This window comes from Novosphingobium sp. MD-1 (assembly GCF_001014975.1).
Classification (GTDB): domain Bacteria; phylum Pseudomonadota; class Alphaproteobacteria; order Sphingomonadales; family Sphingomonadaceae; genus Novosphingobium.
Genome location: NZ_BBXA01000029.1, coordinates 126,533 through 146,584 on the forward strand (window position 1 = coordinate 126,533; position 20,052 = coordinate 146,584).

Annotated in this window: 16 protein-coding genes, 1 tRNA gene and 1 other RNA gene; 8 read left to right on the forward strand and 10 right to left on the reverse strand. The window is 66.4% G+C overall.

The genetic code is table 11. The features are described 5' to 3' along the window. Positions 1-41: 41 nt before the first annotated feature. Positions 42-1,373: an SPOR domain-containing protein gene (locus tag NMD1_RS12165; RefSeq protein WP_158453950.1), complete on the forward strand. Its 1,332-nt coding sequence runs from the start codon at positions 42-44 to the stop codon at positions 1,371-1,373. A gap of 21 nt (positions 1,374-1,394) precedes the next feature. On the opposite strand, the gene NMD1_RS12170 is transcribed toward NMD1_RS12165, so the two are convergent. Then, positions 1,395-2,624, reverse strand: coding sequence for a dihydroorotase family protein (locus NMD1_RS12170; RefSeq protein ID WP_125954948.1), 1,230 nt, complete (start codon positions 2,622-2,624; stop codon positions 1,395-1,397). After that, a complete protein-coding gene (locus NMD1_RS12175) occupies positions 2,621-3,664 on the reverse strand; it encodes an aspartate carbamoyltransferase catalytic subunit (protein ID WP_125954949.1) in 1,044 nt (347 codons plus the stop codon). The genes NMD1_RS12170 and NMD1_RS12175 overlap by 4 nt, the downstream gene beginning before the upstream one ends. An 84-nt stretch (positions 3,665-3,748) precedes the next feature. On the opposite strand from NMD1_RS12175, the gene sppA reads away from it, so the two are divergent. The 4 genes from sppA (at position 3,749) to NMD1_RS12195 (ending at position 8,412) form a co-directional block, all read left to right on the forward strand. After that, positions 3,749-5,632 carry a signal peptide peptidase SppA gene (gene sppA / locus NMD1_RS12180; protein ID WP_125954950.1) on the forward strand — a complete coding sequence of 628 codons (1,884 nt, stop codon included), beginning with the start codon at positions 3,749-3,751 and terminating at the stop codon, positions 5,630-5,632. 109 nt (positions 5,633-5,741) lie between these two features. Further along, positions 5,742-5,826: transfer RNA gene (locus tag NMD1_RS12185), tRNA-Leu, on the forward strand. A gap of 75 nt (positions 5,827-5,901) precedes the next feature. Further along, positions 5,902-7,467 (forward strand): trigger factor, encoded by a 1,566-nt coding sequence (gene tig, locus NMD1_RS12190; protein ID WP_125954951.1) that lies wholly within the window; start codon positions 5,902-5,904, stop codon positions 7,465-7,467. A gap of 147 nt (positions 7,468-7,614) precedes the next feature. Further along, the gene (locus tag NMD1_RS12195; RefSeq protein WP_125954952.1) at positions 7,615-8,412 is read left to right on the forward strand and encodes a lysophospholipid acyltransferase family protein; all 798 of its coding nucleotides are present in this window, start codon (positions 7,615-7,617) and stop codon (positions 8,410-8,412) included. Here NMD1_RS12195 and NMD1_RS12200 read toward each other — a convergent pair. Then, entirely contained in the window at positions 8,382-9,176 is a 795-nt protein-coding gene (locus NMD1_RS12200; RefSeq protein ID WP_125954953.1) for a GNAT family N-acetyltransferase, read from the reverse strand. The genes NMD1_RS12195 and NMD1_RS12200 overlap by 31 nt on opposite strands. 229 nt (positions 9,177-9,405) lie before the next feature. Between NMD1_RS12200 and clpP the strand changes: the two genes are divergently transcribed. Then, positions 9,406-10,113, forward strand: a complete 708-nt coding sequence (gene clpP / locus NMD1_RS12205) for an ATP-dependent Clp endopeptidase proteolytic subunit ClpP (protein WP_124809218.1) — start codon at positions 9,406-9,408, stop codon at positions 10,111-10,113. 158 nt (positions 10,114-10,271) lie between these two features. Continuing rightward, positions 10,272-11,528 carry an ATP-dependent Clp protease ATP-binding subunit ClpX gene (gene clpX / locus NMD1_RS12210; RefSeq protein ID WP_124809217.1) on the forward strand — a complete coding sequence of 419 codons (1,257 nt, stop codon included), beginning with the start codon at positions 10,272-10,274 and terminating at the stop codon, positions 11,526-11,528. 88 nt (positions 11,529-11,616) lie between these two features. Here the strand turns inward: clpX and NMD1_RS12215 are convergent, their stop codons facing one another. The 5 genes from NMD1_RS12215 to NMD1_RS12235 form a co-directional block, all read right to left on the reverse strand. Next, the gene (locus NMD1_RS12215; protein WP_125954954.1) at positions 11,617-12,582 is read right to left on the reverse strand and encodes a cation diffusion facilitator family transporter; all 966 of its coding nucleotides are present in this window, start codon (positions 12,580-12,582) and stop codon (positions 11,617-11,619) included. Between the two features lie 55 nt (positions 12,583-12,637). Next, positions 12,638-13,062, reverse strand: an RNA gene (gene rnpB / locus NMD1_RS12220) — RNase P RNA component class A. 7 nt (positions 13,063-13,069) lie between these two features. Then, entirely contained in the window at positions 13,070-13,774 is a 705-nt protein-coding gene (locus NMD1_RS12225) for an N-acetylmuramoyl-L-alanine amidase (RefSeq protein ID WP_125955099.1), read from the reverse strand. A gap of 17 nt (positions 13,775-13,791) precedes the next feature. Then, positions 13,792-14,433 carry a histidine phosphotransferase family protein gene (locus tag NMD1_RS12230; protein WP_125954955.1) on the reverse strand — a complete coding sequence of 214 codons (642 nt, stop codon included), beginning with the start codon at positions 14,431-14,433 and terminating at the stop codon, positions 13,792-13,794. A 159-nt stretch (positions 14,434-14,592) separates the two neighbouring features. Beyond that, a complete protein-coding gene (locus NMD1_RS12235) occupies positions 14,593-14,994 on the reverse strand; it encodes a Mov34/MPN/PAD-1 family protein (RefSeq protein WP_125954956.1) in 402 nt (133 codons plus the stop codon). 251 nt (positions 14,995-15,245) lie between these two features. Between NMD1_RS12235 and NMD1_RS12240 the strand changes: the two genes are divergently transcribed. Next, positions 15,246-16,550 (forward strand): UDP-glucose/GDP-mannose dehydrogenase family protein, encoded by a 1,305-nt coding sequence (locus NMD1_RS12240; RefSeq protein WP_125954957.1) that lies wholly within the window; start codon positions 15,246-15,248, stop codon positions 16,548-16,550. Between the two features lie 149 nt (positions 16,551-16,699). Here NMD1_RS12240 and NMD1_RS12245 read toward each other — a convergent pair whose 3' ends face one another. Continuing rightward, positions 16,700-18,043, reverse strand: a complete 1,344-nt coding sequence (locus NMD1_RS12245) for an HlyD family type I secretion periplasmic adaptor subunit (RefSeq protein WP_125954958.1) — start codon at positions 18,041-18,043, stop codon at positions 16,700-16,702. Continuing rightward, positions 18,040-19,881 (reverse strand): type I secretion system permease/ATPase, encoded by a 1,842-nt coding sequence (locus NMD1_RS12250; protein ID WP_233497581.1) that lies wholly within the window; start codon positions 19,879-19,881, stop codon positions 18,040-18,042. Before NMD1_RS12250 ends, NMD1_RS12245 begins: the two co-directional genes overlap by 4 nt. Between the last annotated feature and the right edge of the window lie 171 nt (positions 19,882-20,052).

Here is a 20,052-nt window from a genome sequence, read left to right on the forward strand (position 1 = left end):
TTACCGCACCGTGCGCTGCCCCGCTTCGCCGGCGGCTGCGCATGGGGTTAGCCACCGCGCTGGCGGCGGGCCTGCTTGCGGGTTGCGCGGCCGGAGGGCCGCATGCCGACAAGATTGCGGCGAATGCCCGTGCGGAACTGGGCAGCGGCCATGCCGACAAGGCGGTCGCGCTGGCGGAAAAGGCGGTGCTGTCCGATCCGCGCAACGGTGCCTATCGCCTGTTGCTGGGGAACAGCTACTTGCGCGCGGGCCGCTTCGAATCCGCGCGGCAGGCCTATGACGAGGCGATGGAACTGGGCGAGGACAGCGGCAAGGCCGCGTTGAGCCTTGCGCTGGCGGAAATCGGCATGGGCCGCAGCAACGAGGCGGTCGATACGTTGAACAGCTATCGCGATGCCATTCCGGTCGAGGACTATGGGCTGGCGCTGGCGCTGGCCGGCCGCACCGGCGAAGGCATCGAACTGATGGGCAACGCGCTGCGTACCAGCGGGACCAATCCCAAGATACGCCAGAACCTGGCGTTCGCGCTGGCGCTTCATGGCGAGTGGAAGGAAGCCCGGGTGATGGCTTCGTTCGACGTGCCGGCCGACCAGCTTGATGCGCGCATCCAGCAATGGGCGGCCATCGGCAATCCCGAGGACGTGCGCCGCCGTGTGGCGTCGCTGATCGGGGCACCGGTGCGTGAAGATGCCGGCCAGCCGACGGCGCTGGCGTTGGCCAACTTCCCGGAAACGGCGCAATTGGCCGCTGCCGCTGCCGCGAAGGCGGAAACGCCCAAGGCAGGAGACGCTGGCGCAGCTCCCGCGCTGGCCAAGGCTGCCGTGGAGGAACTGCCGGCGCTCGATCCCGCGCCCGCGCCACGCGTGGCCGATGCTTCGACGCAGCCGCGCCCCGCGCAACTGGCGATGATCGACGCGCCCGCAGCGAAAACCGCGCCGGTCGCGGTGATCCAGCCGCAGGCACGCCCCTACCGGATCGCCGCAGCGGCGGCGCGTCCTTCCGCGCGCCCGGTGGCAAAGCCAGTGGCGATGTCCGCGGCAAAGCCGGCGGTGCGACCCACGGTCGCACCGGGCACGCATCTGGTGCAGCTTGGTGCGTTCTCCACCGCCGATGGCGCGCGCCGGGCCTGGCGCCACTTTACGTCGCGCAATCCGGCTCTCGCCAGCTATCGTAACGTGACCACCCAGGTAACCGTGAACGGCCGTCGCTTCTGGCGCGTGCAGGCGGCGGGCTTCGTTGGACAGGCTTCGGCCGCCACGCTGTGCCGCTCGGTCAAGGCGCGCGGCGGCGCGTGCCTGGTCATGGCAGCGCCGCGCGTGACTCCGCCGCAGCCGGGCCGCACCACCGATACCCGTCTCGCGCGGTTGCGCTGACGGGCTTCGGCCCGCCCGCGTTCAGGCGATCAGCTTGCCGCCCTTGAACAGGGCGTTGACCCGGCCTTCCACGGGCCGTCGGTCGAACGGCGTGTTGCCGGCGCTGGCTGCCATCTTGTCCGAATCGACGATCCAGGGACGGACTGGATCGACCAACGCGATATCGGCTTCCCAGCCCGCTTCCAGCCGCCCCGCATCCACGCCCAGCAGGCGCGCGGGGGCGCCCGCCAGCAGATCGAACGCGCGGGCCAGATCGATATGGCCATCGCGCACCAGCGTCAGCGTCAGCGGCAACAGCGTTTCCGCCCCGGCCATGCCCGGTTCGGCATCGGCAAAGGGCAGGCGCTTGTCCTCGGGGCCGCGCGGATCATGGCCCGATGCGATCACGTCGATCGTGCCGTCGGCGATCGCGGCGATCACCGCCTTGCGATCGGCATCGCTGCGCAGCGGCGGCGAAAGGCGGCAGAACGTCCGGAAATCGGCGAGTTCCAGATCGGAGAGCATGAAATGCGCCGGGGTCACGCCCGCGCTGACCGGCACCCCGCGCGCCTTGGCCTTGCGCACCAGATCGAGCGCGCGCGCGGTCGTCACCTGCCGGAAGTGGACGTGGCACCCGGATAGCTCGGCCAGCGTGATGTCGCGCGCCACCGCGAGCGCTTCGGCCTCGGCCGGGGCGGATGGCAGGCCCAGCCGGGTCGCCATCTCGCCGGCGGTGGCCACGGCCGCGCCGGTGACGCCGGCATCCTCGGCATGGGTGATGACGACCAGCCCGAGCATCGCGCAATAGCGCAGCAGCCGAAGCATCACGCCCGAATCGGCGATCCAGTTCCGCCCGGTCGCGACCGCGCGTGCGCCGGCCTCGCGCATCAGGGCCAGTTCGGCGAGTTCCGAGCCTTCCAGCCCGCGTGTGGCGGCGGCGAGCGGGTGGACCCAGAAATCGGGCTTGCCCGATTGCGCGGCGAAGCGGACGCGCGCCGGATGGTCCAGCGGCGGCCCCTGATCGGGCATCAGCGCGGCGCGGGTGATGCCGCCGAAGTGGAACGCCGGCTTGTCGATGGCGAAGACGCCCAGATCGACGAGGCCGGGCGCGATCAGCGCGCCGCGCGCGTCGATCACGTCATCGCCTTCCGCCGGCGAAACATTCCCGATCGCCACGATCCGCCCGTTCTCGCAGCGCAGCGCGCCGGCAACGGGTTCGCCTTCGGGCAGCACCAGCCGGCCGCCGGTGATGGTCAGCGGGCGCGGGGTCATGCGAGGACTCCCTGTTCTTCGGCCCAGCCGGGCACGCCTCTCGCGCGCCGTGTCAGCACGTCCAGACAGGCCATGCGGATGGCGACGCCCCGTTCCACCTGCCGGGTGATGAGGCTGCGGGTGGGATGGTCGGCCACCTGGCTGTCGATCTCCACGCCCCGGTTCATGGGGCCGGGATGCATGACGAAGGCATCGGCTTCCGCCTTGGCGAGCCGGTCGAGCGTCAGCCCGTACAGATGCCGGTATTCGCGGGGGGAGGGGATGAACTGGCCGCTCATCCGTTCCTGCTGAAGCCGGAGCATCATCACCACTTGCGCGCCTTTCAGCGCCGCGTCGAAATCGTGGAACGGCGTCACGCCCATCGCCTCGATCTCGGCGGGCATCAGCGCGGGCGGCGCGCAGACGCTGACATCGCAGCCCAGCGCGGTCAGGGCCAGGATGTTGGAGCGGGCGACGCGGCTGTGCAGGATGTCCCCGCAGATCGTCACGCGCAGGCCGTTCAGGTCGCTGCCGGGGGCGAGCTTCAGCGCATGGCGGATGGTCAGCGCGTCGAGCAGCGCCTGCGTGGGATGCTCGTGCTGGCCGTCGCCCGCGTTGAGCACCGGGCAATCGACCTTTTCGGCGATCAGCCGCACCGCGCCGGAACTGGCGTGACGGATGACGATGGCGTCCGCGCGCATCGCGTTCAGCGTCATCGCCGTGTCGATCAGCGTTTCGCCCTTCTTCACGCTGGACGTGGCGGCGTGCATGTTGACGACGTCTGCCCCCAGCCGTTTGCCCGCGATCTCGAACGACAGCAGCGTGCGGGTGGAATTCTCGAAGAAGGCGTTGATGATGGTCAGGCCGGAAAGAACTTCGGCGCGCTTCTGCGATTGCCGGTTCAGCTCCACCCACTGTTCCGCTTCGTCCAGCAGGAACAGGATCTCGTGCCGGGCAAGCGGGCCGATCCCGGTCAGATCGCGATGGGGAAAGGCAAGGCCGCCCGCGGGATAGCGGGCCGATGGCGGTGCGGCGGGGGAGGTGGGGGTCGATGGGTGCATCGAAGACCACGCCCTAGACCCGCGATGTAGGCATCTCAAGCCTTGCGGCTGGAACTCTTCGCGTTCCGGCCGTAGATATCCCCCATGAAGTTCGCTCGCTCGGCCTGGAAGCTCCTCGTCGCCGTCAAGGACGCTCTCGTCCTCCTGTTCCTCCTGCTGTTCTTCTGGGCGCTCTATGCGGTGCTCACGCTGCGTCCGGCGCCCGGCATGGTGCATGAAGGCGCGCTCTATCTCGTGCTCGATGGCCCGGTGGTGGAGGAGCGCAGCCATATCGATCCGTTAAGCCTGCTCACCAGCGGCGAAAAGCCGCGCCGGGAATACCGCGAACGCGACATCGCGCGCGCGATCGAGCAGGCGGCCACCGATTCGCGGATCAAGGTAATCGTGCTCGACCTTGAAAAGTTCGCGGGCGGGCGACAGGTCCATCTCAGCCATATCGGCGCGGCGATGGACAAGGCCCGGGCGGCGAAAAAGCCGGTGCTGGTCCGCGCGGTGATGTACCAGGACGATGGCGTGCAACTGGCGGCCCATGCCAGCGAGGTCTGGGTCGATCCGATCGGCGGCGCGATCGTGACCGGCCCCGGCGGCACCAACCTTTATTACAAGGCGCTGCTCGACCGGCTGAAGGTGAAGGCGCACGTCTTCAAGGTCGGCACGTACAAGAGCGCGGTGGAACCCTACATCCGTGACGATGCCTCGCCCGAAGCGAAGGAAGCGCTAAACGCGGTGTACACCGCGCTGTGGGACAGTTGGCAAGCCGAAGTGAAGAAGGCCCGGCCCAAGGCAAATCTGGCGCTGGTGACTGGCGATCCGGTGAAGTGGCTGGCCGAAAGCAACAACGATGCGGCGCAGGCCGCGCTCAAGGCCGGGTTGGTCGACAAGCTGGGCGATCGCATCGCCTTCGGCAAGCGCGTGGCCGAACTGGCGGGCGCCGATCCTGCGGCCGGGCTGGGCGCGTTCCGCTCGACCGACATGGCGACCTATCTCGCCGATAGGCCGGAACCGCGCGAAGGCAAGGCGATCGCCGTGGTCACCATCGCGGGCGAGATCGTCGATGGCGATGCCGGCCCGGGAACCGCCGGCGGTGACCGCATTGCCGCGCTGCTCGACAAGGCGGCGGCCAGCGATGACTACGCCGGACTGGTGGTGCGCGTCGATTCGCCCGGCGGATCGGTGCTGGCGTCGGAACGCATTCGCGCGGCGATCGAACGGATCAAGGCCAAGGGGCTGCCCGTGGCCGTTTCCATGGCGAATCTGGCGGCGAGCGGCGGATACTGGGTCTCCACGCCCGGCCAGCGCATCTTCGCCGAACCGGATACCATTACCGGCTCGATCGGCATTTTCGCGGTGATCCCGACCGTCGAGGACACCATCGCGCAGTATGGCGTCCATGCCGACGGCCTGCGCACGACGCCGCTGGCCGGTCAGCCCGACCTGCTGGGCGGGCTGACACCGGCGTTCCAGGGGTTGCTGCAAGGGCAGATCGAAAACAACTACCGCCGCTTCATCGGCCTTGTTGGCGCATCACGCCACAAGACGCCCGAACAGGTCGACGCGATCGGCCAGGGCCGCATCTGGGACGGCGGCACCGCTCGGCAGAACGGGCTTGTCGACCAGTTCGGCGGGCTGGACGATGCGCTGGCGTGGACCGCCAAGGCGGCCAAGGTCGACAAGTGGCATCCGGTTTTTTTGGGATCGGGCGACGGTACGGTGCGCAGCCTGCTGGAACAGATGGTGAGCGACGACGGGGACGCCGCGGCGGCGCCGTCGGGTGATCTTGCCGGCTTCGTCGCGCTGCGCCAGCACGCGCTGGCCGACCGGCTGATGGCCGATGCCGCGCGCTTGCTCTCGGGTCGCGGCGCGCAGGCCTATTGCCTGGAATGCGCGGTAGACGATCGGTCCGCAGCGCGCCCCGCACCCCTTCCGGGACGGGGGTGGCTGGCCTTGCTGGCGCGCCTTGCACCCTGATCGAAAGGCTTCCCGCGTACCGCATTGCCCGATCAGGGCCCGTTGAGGCCCAAGGCGCTTGCCCTTTTCCCGCCGCTGCGATAGGGGCACCGCCTGCTTTTCGCCGGATGCGGGCGTGGCGGAACTGGTAGACGCGCTGGATTTAGGTTCCAGTATCGCAAGATGTGGGGGTTCGAGTCCCTTCGCCCGCACCAGCCGCTGCGCCATGCTCCGACCCGAGGACGACGCGCCGCGCGGTGCGTCAATGACGTACAGAAAGTTGGATCAGGATGCAGATCGTCGAGACCACCAACGAGGGCCTGAAGCGCGCCTACACCGTGACCATCCCGGCCGCCGACATCGCGTCGCGCGTTGAAGGGGAAGTGAAGAAGATCACGCCGCAGGTGCGGATGCCCGGCTTCCGCCCCGGCAAGGTGCCCGCGAACCTCGTGCGCAAGATTCACGGCCCGGCGCTTCACCAGGAAGCGCTCAACACCACCATCCGCGCCGCGCTCGACAAGCTCGTCGCCGATCACAAGCTGCGCCCCGCCGTGCAGCCCTCGGTTGCGCTGGGCGATGGCTATGCCGAAGGGCAGGATGCCGAACTGACCGTCGCGCTCGAAGTCCTGCCGGATATCGCCGCGCCGTCGCTCGAAGGGCTGAAGCTTGAAAAGCTGGTGGTTCCCGTGGGCGAGGATCAGGTAGACGAAGCCGTCAACCGCATCGCCGCCGGGCAGAAGAAGTTCACCGACGCGCCCAAGAACGCCAAGGCCAAGGAAGGCGATCAGCTGATCATCGATTTCCTCGGCAAGGTCGATGGCGTCGCCTTCGAGGGCGGCACCGCCGAGGACCAGGCGCTGGAAATCGGTTCGGGCCGCTTCATCCCCGGCTTCGAGGAACAGCTTACGGGCGTGAAGGTGGGTGACGAGAAGGTCATCACCGTAACGTTCCCGGAAGACTATCCGGCCGAGAACCTGAAGGGCAAGGAAGCCACCTTCGACATCACGGTGAAGGCGGTGAAGCACGGCGGCGAGTTCGTGGCCGATGACGAGTTTGCCAAGATGCTCGGCCTCGAAAGCCTGGAGCAGCTGCGCGGCCTCCTCAAGGGCCAGCTCGAGCAGGAAACCGCCGGTCTTACCCGCACCCAGATGAAGCGCGCGCTGCTCGATCAGCTGGCCGCCGGCCACGATTTCGCCGTGCCGCCGTCGATGGTCGAAGCCGAATTCGAACAGATCTGGCAGCAGCTGACCCACGAAGCGAGCCACGAGGAAAACCCCGAGGAAGCGCTGAAGGAGATCGAGGCGGAGAAGGAAGACTACCGCAAGATCGCCGAACGCCGCGTCCGCCTGGGCCTGCTCCTCTCCGAAATCGGCCAGGCCAACGGCGTGCAGGTTTCCGCGCAGGAAATGGAAATGCTGATCCGCCAGGCGGCCCAGCAGTACCGCGAGGAAGATCGCCAGCGCTTCATCGAATACGTCCGTTCGGAACCGCTTGCCGCCGCCCAGCTGCGCGCGCCGCTCTATGAGGACAAGGTCGTCGACTTCCTGTTCGACAAGGCCGAAGTGGCCGAGCGCGAAGTGACGCGTGACGAACTGCAGGCCGCGATCGAAGCCGAGGAAGGCGTGACGCCGGCGGCCGAAGCGAAGCCCGCCGCGAAGAAGAAGGCTCCGGCCAAGAAGAAGGCAGAAGCGCCCGCCGCCGAAGCCCCGGCCGAGGAAGCCAAGCCCGCCGCGAAGAAGGCCGCGCCGAAGAAGAAGGCGGCCGCTCCCGCCGAAGCGCCGGCCGAGGAAGCCGCTGCCGAAAAGCCGGCTCCCAAGAAGAAGGCTCCCGCCAAGAAGAAGGCCGAAGAGGCCTGATCTTTGGCGCTGTCGCCCCCTTCCGGGGCTGACTGACAAACAGGAAGGGCGTGCCACCGGGCGCGCCCTTTTTGTTTGTCGCGATCCTGTCATGCCCGTGTCGCATGCCTCGCCACGATGCGGACATACGCGCGGGAGTGATCGTCGATGGCCGAAGGCTGGCGGAAATTGCGCGCGGGCTATCGCTGCGGCCGCGCGCTCGGTTCGCTCGTTCTCGTGTTGATGCTGTCGGTGCCCTGGCGGCTGGCGGGGCGGTGGCGCACGTCGCGCCGGGCGATCGAGAACGCGGCGTGGGACATTCTGCTGCGAGGCTTCGGCATTCGTGTCCGGTGCCATGGCGATCGTCGTCTGGCGCCGGGCACGCTGGCGTTGGCGAATCACCTGTCGTGGGTCGATATCGCGGTACTGGCGCGCGTGGCGGACGTGGGTTTCGTGGCCAAGGCCGATGTTGCCGGCTGGCCCCTGCTGGGCGTTCTGGCGCAACGGCACGGCAGCGTGTTCGTCGACCGCCATCGCCGGGCGGGCGTGGTCGAGGCGCGGGGGGAGCTTGTCGTGCGGCTGGCGTCGGGGCGCTCGCTGATTCTCTTTGCCGAGGGTACGACCAGTACGGGCGAAGGCGTGATGCCGTTCCATGCCAGCATGGTTCCGGATGCCACGGCGGATCGTGGCATGATCTGCCCGGTCACGCTGGCCTGCCGCGATCCGCGCCAGCGGGCGTTGGTCGCCTGGGTCGGGGACGACGCCCTGCTGCCGCACGCGCTGGCGCTGGCCGCTGCCGGGGGCGCGACCATCGATGTCGATTTCGGCAAACTGCTAGGCGGGGGCGATCGCAAGCAGGTCGTCCGTGAAGCGCAGGCCCGAATCGCGCTGCGCCTTGCCGACCTGCTGGGCGGTGGCGCCGCCCCGACGGAAGATCAGGCTGCCACGCTGAAACGGGCGGCGTAGCGTTCCGAGATCAGCTCCACCGGCATCACCACGCAGACGTCGATCGTGTTGAATTCACGGTCCACGAACGCTCCGTCACCGAAGCGGGCACCGGCGCGCAGGTAGCCCTTGATCAGCGGCGGCAATTGCACCAGCGCGCGCCGCTCGTCATAGCTGCCGCGCGGCAGCCGTTCGAGCGCGATGCCCTTGCCGGGAAGCACCGCAGGCCGCTGGTAGTCTGGCGCAAGGCAGACGTGGTGGAGGTAGGACAGCGCCGCCGCGTGCGCGTCCGGGTCGATGCCGGGGAACGAGGCGCAGCCGAACATCAGCCCGATGTCATGGAGCGCGAGATAGTCCGCGATGCCGCGCCAGAGCAGCGAGATGGTCGCGCTGGTGCGATAGGCGGGCAGCACGCATGAACGGCCCAGTTCGAGCAGTTCGCCGCCCCCGCTACGCGCACCGGCCAGCCGGGACAGGTCGAACTCGCCTTCCGAATAGAAGCCGCTGGCCTTGCGCGCCACGCTTTCGCGCAGCAGGCGATAGGTCCCGACCACCAGCGGGCCCCTCCCGCCATCTTCGGCGCACCCGTCCTCGTCGACCACGAGCAGGTGATCGCACAGCGAGTCATAGGGATCGCTGTCGATGCAGGATTCGCCGCTGACGGGAATGTTCGCGCCCATCTCTGCGGCGAAGACCTGCCAGCGCAGTTTCTGCACGGCCACCAGATCGCCGTGGTCGCGCGCCAGCCGGACCGAAAGTCTGCGAAGTTGCGTGTGCGAACCCATGGTGTCCTCCGATCCTCGATCGTAGGATGCCTTCGTGACCGCTGCGCGTCGAAGCGGTGACAGTTTGACGGCATGGACGGCGGTTTCGCCACGGTTCCGTCAAGATCGCGCGGGATATTTTCGCGTTTCATCCGCCGATGGGGACGGTATTTCCGGCATGGACGGGTTAACGCCCTTGAACATCTTCCCGTGGCACGCGACATAGACGCGGCAACCATAAGAGGGATTCATGCTCGACCTGTTCGGCCACAACAGCGGCGCCTATGGCGCTCAAGGCAAGTTCACCACCGATCCTGTCACCGGCGCGCTCGTTCCCGTCGTCGTCGAACAGACCAGCCGCGGCGAACGCAGCTTCGACATTTTCAGCCGTCTGCTGCGCGAACGCATCATCTTCGTGACGGGCCAGGTGGAAGACCACATGGCGGCGCTGATCACCGCGCAGCTGCTGTTCCTCGAATCGGAAAACCCGTCGAAGGACATCTCGATGTACATCAACTCGCCGGGCGGGGTCGTCACGGCGGGCATGGCGATCCATGACACCATGCAGTACATCCGCCCGCGCGTGTCCACGGTGTGCATCGGCCAGGCCTGCTCGATGGGCAGCTTCCTGCTGGCGGCGGGCGAGCCGGGCATGCGCATCGCGCTGCCCAACGCGCGAATCATGATTCACCAGCCCTCCGGCGGCGCGCAGGGCATGGCGTCCGACATCGAGATTCAGGCGCGCGAGATCCTGCGCATCCGTGAACGGATGAACAATCTCTACGTCAAGTACACCGGCCGCACGCTGGAGGAGATCGAGCGGGCGATGGATCGCGATACCTTCCTCGAAGCCGACGAAGCGCAGAAATTCGGCCTTGTCGACAAGGTTTTCGAATCGCGTCCGGCCACCGACCAGACCGGTGTGGAGGAAGGTTCGGGCGGCGCGCCGGCCGCCTGATGAGGAAGAACTGACAGGGGCCGCACGGCGCTTAACCTTGGCGAAAGGCACCGTGCGGTAACCCGATTTTCGCTTTGAACGTGTCCGGTTGATTAATGCCCTTGGGGTAGTAGGATGATCGGGCCGGCCTTCCGTGGGAAGGCGCCTGGGATGATAGAATGACGAAGCTTTCCGGATCGGATACCAAGAGCACCCTGTACTGCAGCTTCTGCGGCAAGAGCCAGCACGAGGTGCGCAAGCTCATCGCGGGGCCGACCGTGTTCATCTGCGATGAATGCGTCGAGCTGTGCAACGACATCATCCGTGAAGAGACCAAGGCCGGGATCGCCGGGAAGAAGGATGGCGGCATACCCACGCCGCGTGACATCTTCGAGACGCTGAACGACTACGTGATCGGCCAGGACCGTGCCAAGCGCGTGCTCTCGGTGGCCGTCCACAATCACTACAAGCGCCTCAAGCACAGCGGCAAGGGCAGCGAGGTCGAGCTCTCGAAGTCGAACATCCTGCTCGTCGGGCCCACCGGTTCGGGCAAGACGCTGCTGGCGCAGACGCTGGCCAAGACGTTCGACGTGCCCTTCACCATGGCCGACGCCACCACGCTGACCGAAGCGGGCTATGTGGGCGAGGATGTCGAGAACATCATCCTCAAGCTGCTGCAGGCGTCGGACTACAACGTGGAGAAGGCGCAGCACGGCATCGTCTATATCGACGAGATCGACAAGATCAGCCGCAAGGCGGAAAACCCCTCCATCACGCGCGACGTATCGGGCGAGGGCGTGCAGCAGGCGCTGCTCAAGCTGATGGAAGGCACCACCGCCTCCGTCCCCCCGCAGGGCGGGCGCAAGCATCCGCAGCAGGAATTCCTGCAGGTGGACACGACCAACATCCTGTTCATCTGCGGCGGCGCCTTTGCCGGCCTGGAAAAGATCATCGCCGATCGCCTGCAGAAGCGTTCGATCGGGTTTGGCGCGCACGTTGCCGATCCGGACAAGCGCAAGGTGGGCGAACTGCTCCAGAAGGCGGAGCCGGAAGACCTGCTCAAGTTCGGTCTGATCCCCGAATTCGTCGGCCGTTTGCCGGTGATCGCCACGCTCAACGACCTCGATATCGAGGCGCTGGTGAAGATCCTGCGCGAGCCCAAGAACGCGCTGGTCAAGCAGTACCAGCGCCTGTTCGAGCTGGAAGACGTGCAGCTTACCTTCACCGACGACGCGCTGGAAGCGATCGCCAAGAAGGCTATCGAGCGCAAGACCGGTGCGCGCGGCCTGCGGTCGATCGTCGAAGGGCTGCTGCTCGATACGATGTTCGACCTGCCCACGCTGGAAGGCGTGACCGAAGTGGTCGTCGACAAGGATGTCGTCGATGGCCGCAAGGAGCCGGTGCAGGTGCTCAAGGGCAAGGAGGAAGCGGCCTGACGGCTACGCTTCCCGTTCGCTGAACTTCTGAAGAGGCGGGTTTCCTTCGGGAGGCCCGCCTTTTTTCCATCAAGCGCCTCTTTCGCGTTCAGTCGCCGCCGCCTTGGCATCCATGTGCGCAATCCAGCATGGGCTCGGCTTCGATCTGGACGGTGGTGTGGCAGATCTGGAAATCGTGCTCCAGCTCGTGCGCCAGTTCGCGCAGGAAGCCGTCGCCGGGGTGGCCTTGTGGCATGACGAGATGGGCGGTCAGCGCGGTTTCGGTGGTACTCATCGGCCAGATGTGCAGGTCGTGGACGGCGGTGACGCCCGGCTGCCCACACAGAAACGTGCGCACCGCGCCTTCGTCGATGCTGGCGGGCACGCCGTGCAGGCCCATCTTTACCGAATCACGCAGCAGGTCCCAGGTGCCAATGGCGATCACCGCCACGATGACGAGGCTGGTGACGGGGTCGATCCAGGCAAATCCGGTCATCGTAATGAAGAAGCCGGCCACGACGACGCCCGCCGAAACCGCCGCGTCGGCGGCCATGTGCAGGTACGCGCCGCGAATGTTGATGTCGTGCTTGCTGCCGCGCATGAACATCAGCGCGGTGGCGGCGTTGATGACGATGCCGATCGCGGCGACGATCATCACCGGGCCGCCGGCCACCGGTTCCGGCTCGATCAGCCGCCGGATCGTTTCGACGACGATCGCCCCCAGCGCCACCAGCAGCAGCGAGGCATTGGCGAGGGCTGCCAGGATCGAGCTGGACTTGAAGCCATAGGTGAATCGGGCGGAGGGCGGCCGCGCGGTGAGCACGCTCGCGCCCCAGGCGATCACCAGGCCCAGCACGTCGGAAAGGTTGTGCCCGGCATCGGCCACCAGCGCCATCGATCCGGCGATGATGCCATAGGCCGCCTCGACCACGACGAAGCCCAGGTTGAGCACGATGCCGATCGCGAAGGCGCGGCCGAAGCTGGCGGGGGCGTGGTGATGCCCGTGCGCGTGGCCGGAACCCTGCCCGTGGTCATGCCCATGGTGATCGTGGTGGTGATGATGGCCGGCCGACATGACCGCCTCCTAGCCCGAACCGGGCCGCTAGGAAAACGCTTTGCGGTTACGATAATTTGCCAGGGGGCCTGTAAGCCGGGTTCTGTCCCGCCGACGGTATGCCATTCGGCACCGTATCGGCGGGGGCAGCCATTCCTCTCGGCGACACGTTGCCGTGCCGCTCCAGCAACCAACCCGGACATTGCAGGTCCGAAGACCTTGGCGCGAAACACGCCTGCCGGTTGCCCGGCGCGCCGTCCCTATTCGGTCTTGCTCCGGGTGGGGTTTGCCGTGCCGCTTCCGTTGCCGGTCGCGCGGTGCGCTCTTGCCGCACCCTTTCACCCTTGCCTGCGCCTTGCGACGCATAGGCGGTCTGCTCTCTGTGGCACTTTCCCTGACCCCCGCTTGCGCGAAGGCCGGCGGGCGTTACCCGCCACCCTGTTTCGTGGAGCCCGGACTTTCCTCGGCATCTTGCGATGACGCGGCTGCCCGGCCCCCTGGCGAGGGATCACCTAGCATGGCCGAGGTCGCGTTCCAACAGCAGCTCGAACAGAAGGCCACCGATTTGTCCGTCGATCTCGCCAGTGATCTTGTGCGGGCGCCAGCGACGCTGGAAGGCGCGCACGGCGGCGCGGCCGTCGGAAATGTCGTAGCCGAAGCGTTCGAGCGCGAGAAAGAACGCGCTGTCGTTGTCGTACAGCAGCCGCATCGTTGGCTTGGGGATCGGCAGCGCCAGGCGGTAGCGGGCGAGCAGCGGCCAGTCGAACAGTTCGCCGGGATCGTCCTTGCGCGCCGGGGCGATGTCCGAATGGCCTACCACGTTGGCGCGGGGAATGTTGTGGCGCTTCACGACGTCCGCCAGCAGCGGGATCAGCGCTTCCATCTGCGCGTCGGGGAAGGGGCGATACCCCCATTCGTGCCCGGGATTGACCAGTTCGATGCCGATGCTGGCCGAATTGATGTCGGTGATTCCGCGCCAATAGGAACGCCCGGCGTGCCAAGCGCGCTTATCCTCGGGCACCAGCAGCGTGACGGTGCCGTCCTCGTCGACCATGTAGTGCGCGGAAACCTCGGCAGCGGGATCGCACATGCGTTCCAGCGCTTCGGCGGCGGTGCGCATCCCGGTGTAGTGGAGCACCACCATCGATACCGGCAGCTTGCGCTCGTTCCAGTTGGGCGAGGGAACCTCGCGATGGATCAGCCACCGGTTCATCGCCATGCCGGGCGCCTCTATGCTGCGGGCACCACCGCGCCCATCACCAGGGCGTCGTCGGAGAGGTGGTACTGCAAGCCGCCGCCCATGCTGGCGACAAGCTGGTGGAGCATGGTGGCAGGGGCGGTACGGCTGGAAAGCTCTTCCGCCCCGGCGCTGCCATCCAGCGCGCGGCCTATCGCGGGATCGAACGCGATGCGCTGGCCCGAGGCGCGCACCACGATCTCGCTCGTGCCGTCGCGCGGCTCCGCGCCGATATCGAGCGTGCCGCCGCGCACCAGCGAATCGAGCGCGATCAGCGAGAGGTTCAGCAGCACCTTCACCGCCGGCTTGGGCAGGCTGTCCCCGCCCAGCACCCAGTTCACCGTCACGCGGCCGTTGTTGCCGACCAGCGCATCGACCAGCGCCTTGGGTTCGGAAAGCGGCACCGAATCGCCGAACCCGCCGGCCGCGCCGAAGGCCAGCCGGAAGAAGCGCAGCTTGTCGGTGGAGATCTTCGCGCTCTGTTCCAGCAGTTCGAAGCAGCGCTTGCGCATCTCCGGGTCTTTTTCATCGGCCAGCAGTTCCAGCCCGTTGGAGAGAGCCCCCACCGGGCTGAGCATGTCGTGGCACAGCCGGGAGCAGAGCAGGCTGGCGAGTTCGAGTGCTTCGGTGGTCATGATCCGGCGCTTGCTTTCGGGAATGGAGTGTTCGGGGCTGGTGACGTTGACGAAGTTGATACGGTCCCGCGCGCGTGATCCGCCCGGGAGCGGGTTGGCCCGTAAAGCGGCGCTTGCGCGGTCCTCTCGGCGTATCGGTACGGCATCGTTGCCTCCGCCTTAACCTTCTACCGTGTCATAGGAAAGCGGTTCGAAACCGGATGGCGCATCCTTCCACAAGGTGATGCGCCCGCGCGCCACGATGGCCCAGACCCGCCCGTCACCCGCGGCGCTGGCCTGGTCGGCTGCGGACGGGCTGTCCAGCCCGTTGGGGTGGGAGTGAAAATAGCCGACGATGGCCGGCCCCCCGGCACGGGCAGCCCGATGCGCGGCGATCAGGCTGGCGGGATCGATCTCGAAGTGCCGCAAGGGATCTTTGGCGCGGTTGGCGGTCGCCATCGCGCTTTGGATATGGCGTTCCGCGCCGAACAGCAGGCCGCAGGCTTCCTCGGGCGCGGCTTCGTTCGCGGCGCGGATCATTTCCTCAAGGGCCGCGCGGCGGAGGGTGTAAACGGGGCGCATGGCAAGCGGTCTGAAAGCCTGGAACGGGGAACAGCTGCACGGCATAGCAAACGGCCGCGGAAAACGGCAGCGTTGCAACGCCGGATCATGGACAAGTCAAGGCGTTTGTGACGGCGCTGTAACCCTCCCGCGCTTGAAAGACGTTCCGAAGCCGGATAACGGGCCAGAGCCGGTAACGGGGCATCCGCGCGATGCACTGTACCGGCCCTTTGCCGGTACCTTACCGGTGTTCGAAACGGTGTTTTTCGACCATGCAGATTACAATGATCGGATCGGGGTACGTGGGTCTCGTCTCCGGGGCATGCTTTTCCGACTTCGGGCATGACGTGATCTGCGTCGATAAGGACGAGGCGAAGATCGACGCGCTCAAGGCCGGCAAGATTCCGATCTTCGAACCGGGTCTTGAAGAACTGGTCGCGCGGAACGTGCAGGCCGGGCGGCTTTCCTTCACCACAGACCTGGCCGAAGCCGCGGCCAGCGCCGATGCCATCTTCATCGCGGTCGGCACCCCTTCGCGGCGCGGCGATGGATATGCGGATCTTTCCTACGTCCACGCCGCCGCGGCCGAGATAGCGGAAGTGCTTCAGGGTTTCACGGTCATCGTCAACAAGTCGACGGTGCCGGTGGGGACGGGCGACGATGTCGAACGGATCATCGCCAGGACCAACCCGAACGCGGAATTCGCCGTGGTGTCGAACCCCGAATTCCTGCGCGAAGGCGCGGCGATCGACGATTTCAAGCACCCCGACCGTATCGTGATCGGGGGCAGTGACGAACGTGGCATGCAGGTCATGCGCGAAGTCTATCGCCCGCTGTTCCTGGGCGGCAAGTCGCCCATGGTGGAGATGAGCCGCCGTGGCGCGGAACTGACCAAGTACGCGGGCAACGCCTTCCTCGCCACCAAGATCACCTTCATCAACGAGATCGCCGATCTCTGTGAAAAGGTGGGCGCGGACGTGCGCGATGTGGCGCGCGGGATCGGGCTGGACAACCGGATCGGCAACAAGTTCCTGAATGCCGGGCCGGGGTATGGCGGAAGCTGCTTCCCCAAGGACACCATCGCCCTGCTCAAGACCGCGCAGGATTTCGAAGCCCCGCAACGCATCGTTGAGGCGGTTGTCGCGGTCAACGATCATCGCAAGCGGGCGATGGGGCGCAAGGTGATCCAGGCCGCCGGGGGCGATGTGCGGGGCAAGCGCATCGCGATCCTGGGCCTCACCTTCAAGCCCAACACCGACGACATGCGCGATTCGCCGTCGATTGCGATCATCCGGGCCTTGCAGGATGCCGGAGCCGAAGTGGCGGCGTGCGATCCGGAAGGCGTCGAGCAGGCGCGGGCGGTGCTGGACGGTGTGCAGTTCGTCGCCGGACCGTGGGAAGCCATCGAGGGCGCGGTTGCTGCCGTTATCGTGACGGAATGGGACGCCTACCGCGCGCTCGATTTCCGGCGGATGAAGGCGCTGCTGGCAAAGCCCGTGCTGGTCGATCTGCGCAATATCTACGATCGCGGCGCGGCCGAGGCCGCCGGGCTGGAGTATCACGCCGTCGGCAGGTGAATTCCAGGCGCGAACGGTCCGCGAAGGCGGCCATGTGGGCTGCAAGCCCGCATCGAGCCATTGCGATTTTCGGGAAAGCCGCAGACCTGCGCGGTTTCCATCGACAGGTCCGATCCGCCGAGGGAAACAGCCGCGATTACACGATGACCCTAATTCCGGAACGCGCGTGCGAATTGATCGCGCAGCGGTTTCAGGATGTAGGACATCAGTGTCCTTTCGCCGGAGCTGACGAAGATTTCGGCCGGCATTCCCGGTTTCAGGGTCATCCGCTCTTTCTTGAGAACGGCCTCGTCCAGGCGGACGTGGACCCGGAAATAGCTGGCGCCGGTATTGGCATCGGTAGTGCGTTCGGGCGAGACGAAGACCACGGTTCCGGGAATTTCCGGCGTGGTGGGCGCGCTGAACGCGGATAGCCGAACGCGGGCTGGCTGCCCGGTGCGAACCTTGCCGATATCTGCCGGATTTATCGACGCTTCGACGAGCAGGCGTTCGTTTTGCGGCACGATTTCCATGATCGTCTGGGCCGGCGAGATGACGCCGCCCACGGTCGCAAAGGCGAGCTTGTCGACCGTGCCCGCGTAAGGCGCCCGGATTTCCGTGCGGGAAAACGCATCGGACGCGGATACGCTTTTCGCCTGCTGGTCGTTCAACGTGGCGTTGACCTGGGCCAGTTCCTTGCCGGCATCGGCGCGGGCATTCTGGTCCACGGCGAGCATCTGCTCGCGCGCTTCACTGATCCGCGCCCGCGTTTGTGCGATGTTGCCATCGATCGACGCGATCGACCCGTCGAGATCGACGGCGGATCGCTCTAGCTGATTGAGGCGGTTGATCGTGACCAGGCCCTTGCCCCAAAGATCCTTCACGCCCTTGCGTTCCGGCTCGATCAAGATCCGCTGGCGATCGAGGGAAACGATCTGCGCGCGATAGCTGGCGATCTGCTGTTCGAATTGCACGATGCGCTGGCCAAGCTGGCTCCGCATGTTGGCGCGCTCTGTCCGGCGCAAATCGAACAGGCGCTGTTCGGATGCCATCGCTTCCCGCGCGGAGGGCGTGTTGGCCCGGACGAGATCATCGGGAAAGGAAATGGCGGGCGCGTTTTCGCGTTCGGCCATCAGCCGGGCGCGTTGCGCCAGCAGCTGTTCGACCGTTTGTCCGGCGAGGCTGGCGCTCAGGCCTGAGACTTCGCTGTCCAGCTGGATCATCAGCTGGCCCTTCGCCACCTGCTGGCCATCGTGGACAAGGATCGATTTGATCACGCCGCCGGTAGGATGGGTGACTTGCTTCACACGGCTCTCGACACCCAGCTGCCCCTGTCCGACGACCGCGCCGCCCGCGGGAACCACGGTGGATATCGCCACCATCGCCGTAACGAACACGATGAGTCCGGCGATGGCCATGCGCCGTGTGCGATCAAGCCGTGCCGCGATATCCACCGGGTCCCGCCACAGGGCGATGTTGCCGTACGTCGGTGCAAGGATGACTTGATGTGTCATGCGGCTTCCATGTCGCGCTTGATGCCACGCCGTTTTGCGCCATTTTCACCGGCGGGTATGGCCTTGCTGTTCCGGAGGACGGAAAGCACCGATTCCCGCGGACCAAACAGGCTGGCAACGCCATCGGCCATGTAGAGTAGTTTGCTGGCGCGCCGGATGGCCTGGCCTCGGTGCGTAACGATGACGACGATGCCGCCGCGATCGCGCACGGTCTGGATGGCAGCGTCGAGCGATACCTCGCCGTCTTCGTCCAGGTTCGAGTTGGGTTCGTCTAGCACCACTACAAACGGGTCGCCATAAAGCGCGCGCGCCAGGGCGATGCGTTGCCGCTGGCCGCCGGAAAGCTGCTCGCCATCCGCGCCCACGGGTGTTTCATAGCCCATGGGCAGCGAGACGATGAGGTCGTGCACGCCGGCCTGCCTCGCCGCGGCGACGATCGCGGCGGAATCATGCTGCGATGAGAAGCGTGAGATGTTCTCGCCTACGGTGCCGCTCAGCAGCTCCACCGTTTGGGGCAAGTACCCAAGGAAACGCCCGCGTTCCTGGGGATCGTATTGCTCCAGGGCCGCGCCATCAAGACGGACAGCGCCGCGCGACAGGGGCCAGGCGCCGGCGATGGCCCGCGCGATGGAACTCTTGCCCGATCCGCTTGCGCCGATAATCCCCAGCACATCGCCGGCCTCCAGCACGAAGGAGGCACCGTGCGCGGTGATCCGCTCGGAACCGGGAGGGCCGACGGCGACGCTTTCCATGGTGAGGCTGGTCTGGGGACGCGGCAGGCGCGTTGTGGCTACCGTGGCGGGCGGGACGGTGGACAATAGCCCGTCAAGCCGCTTCCAGCCTTCCCGCGCGCCTGCAAAGCTGCGCCATTGGCCAATGATCTGGTCGATCGGCGCCAGGGCACGCGCGGACAGGATCGAACTGGCGAAGATCACCCCGCCGCTCGCCCGATCGCTGATGACCAGGACGGCGCCCACCGTGAGAATCAGCGATTGCAGCGTGATGCGGAACACGCGGCTGAGGCCACCGTAGAAATTCGTCGCTCGGGCAACGCGATCCTGCGTGGCAAGGAAAGCCTGGTTGGCCTTGTCCCACCGGTTGCGCAGGTTTTGCTCCATGCCCAGCGTGTAAATCGTTTCCGCATGGCGGAAACGCTCTTCCCCGAGCGTCTGGCGCACGACGCCGACCTGAACGCTTTCATGGATCGGCCGGGCGCTGGCGCGGTAGGTCAGGAATGTCAGGAAAGCCATGATGCATGCGCCGGCAAGCGCCGTGGCCGCCAGCCAGATGTGCAATACTGCCAGGATCGCGAGGAAGAAGATCATCCATGGCGCGTCGATGAACGCGGCCGGCCCTGGCCCGGAAAGGAAGGCCCGCACCGTATCGAGATCGCGGGTGGCGTTGGATGATTGCGTCGCGCCGGTGAAGGCCCCGCGCCGCGCCGTGAACGCGGCATCCTGGACCCTTGAGCTCAGGCGCTGGTCGAAGGAAATCGCGATGTCGTTGAGAAGGCGCGACCGAAACGCGTCGAAAATGCCCTGAAAGCCGTAGACCGTCAGCACCATCACCAGCAACCCGACTAGCGTGGGGACGCTGCGGCTTGGCAGAACCGAATCGTACACCAGCATCATGTAGATCGAGCCGCCGAGCAGCAGCACGTTCAATGCGCCACTGAGCAGGGCGACCACGAAGAACGCGCCGCGCAGGGAACCGATGGCCTCGCGGAGTTCGCCGGTGCTGGACGTTTTCACGGGAACTGTTCCTCGAAATGCATGACGGAGATGGACGAGCTTGCCAACGCAATGAATTATCGAGGTTAAGATCGCGTGAAGCGCCATCGCCGGACCGTTCGACGCGCGGTCAAGGTATTTTGCTACCTGATTGTAAGTTCGGGGCTGCCTTCGCGCTCGCAATCCATTGGGAAGGTGAATAAATACATTGGACGCGAACGCTATATTTACCCAATAGCATGCTATGTGGCCTGACAGGCAATCGAGCGGGGGAAGCTT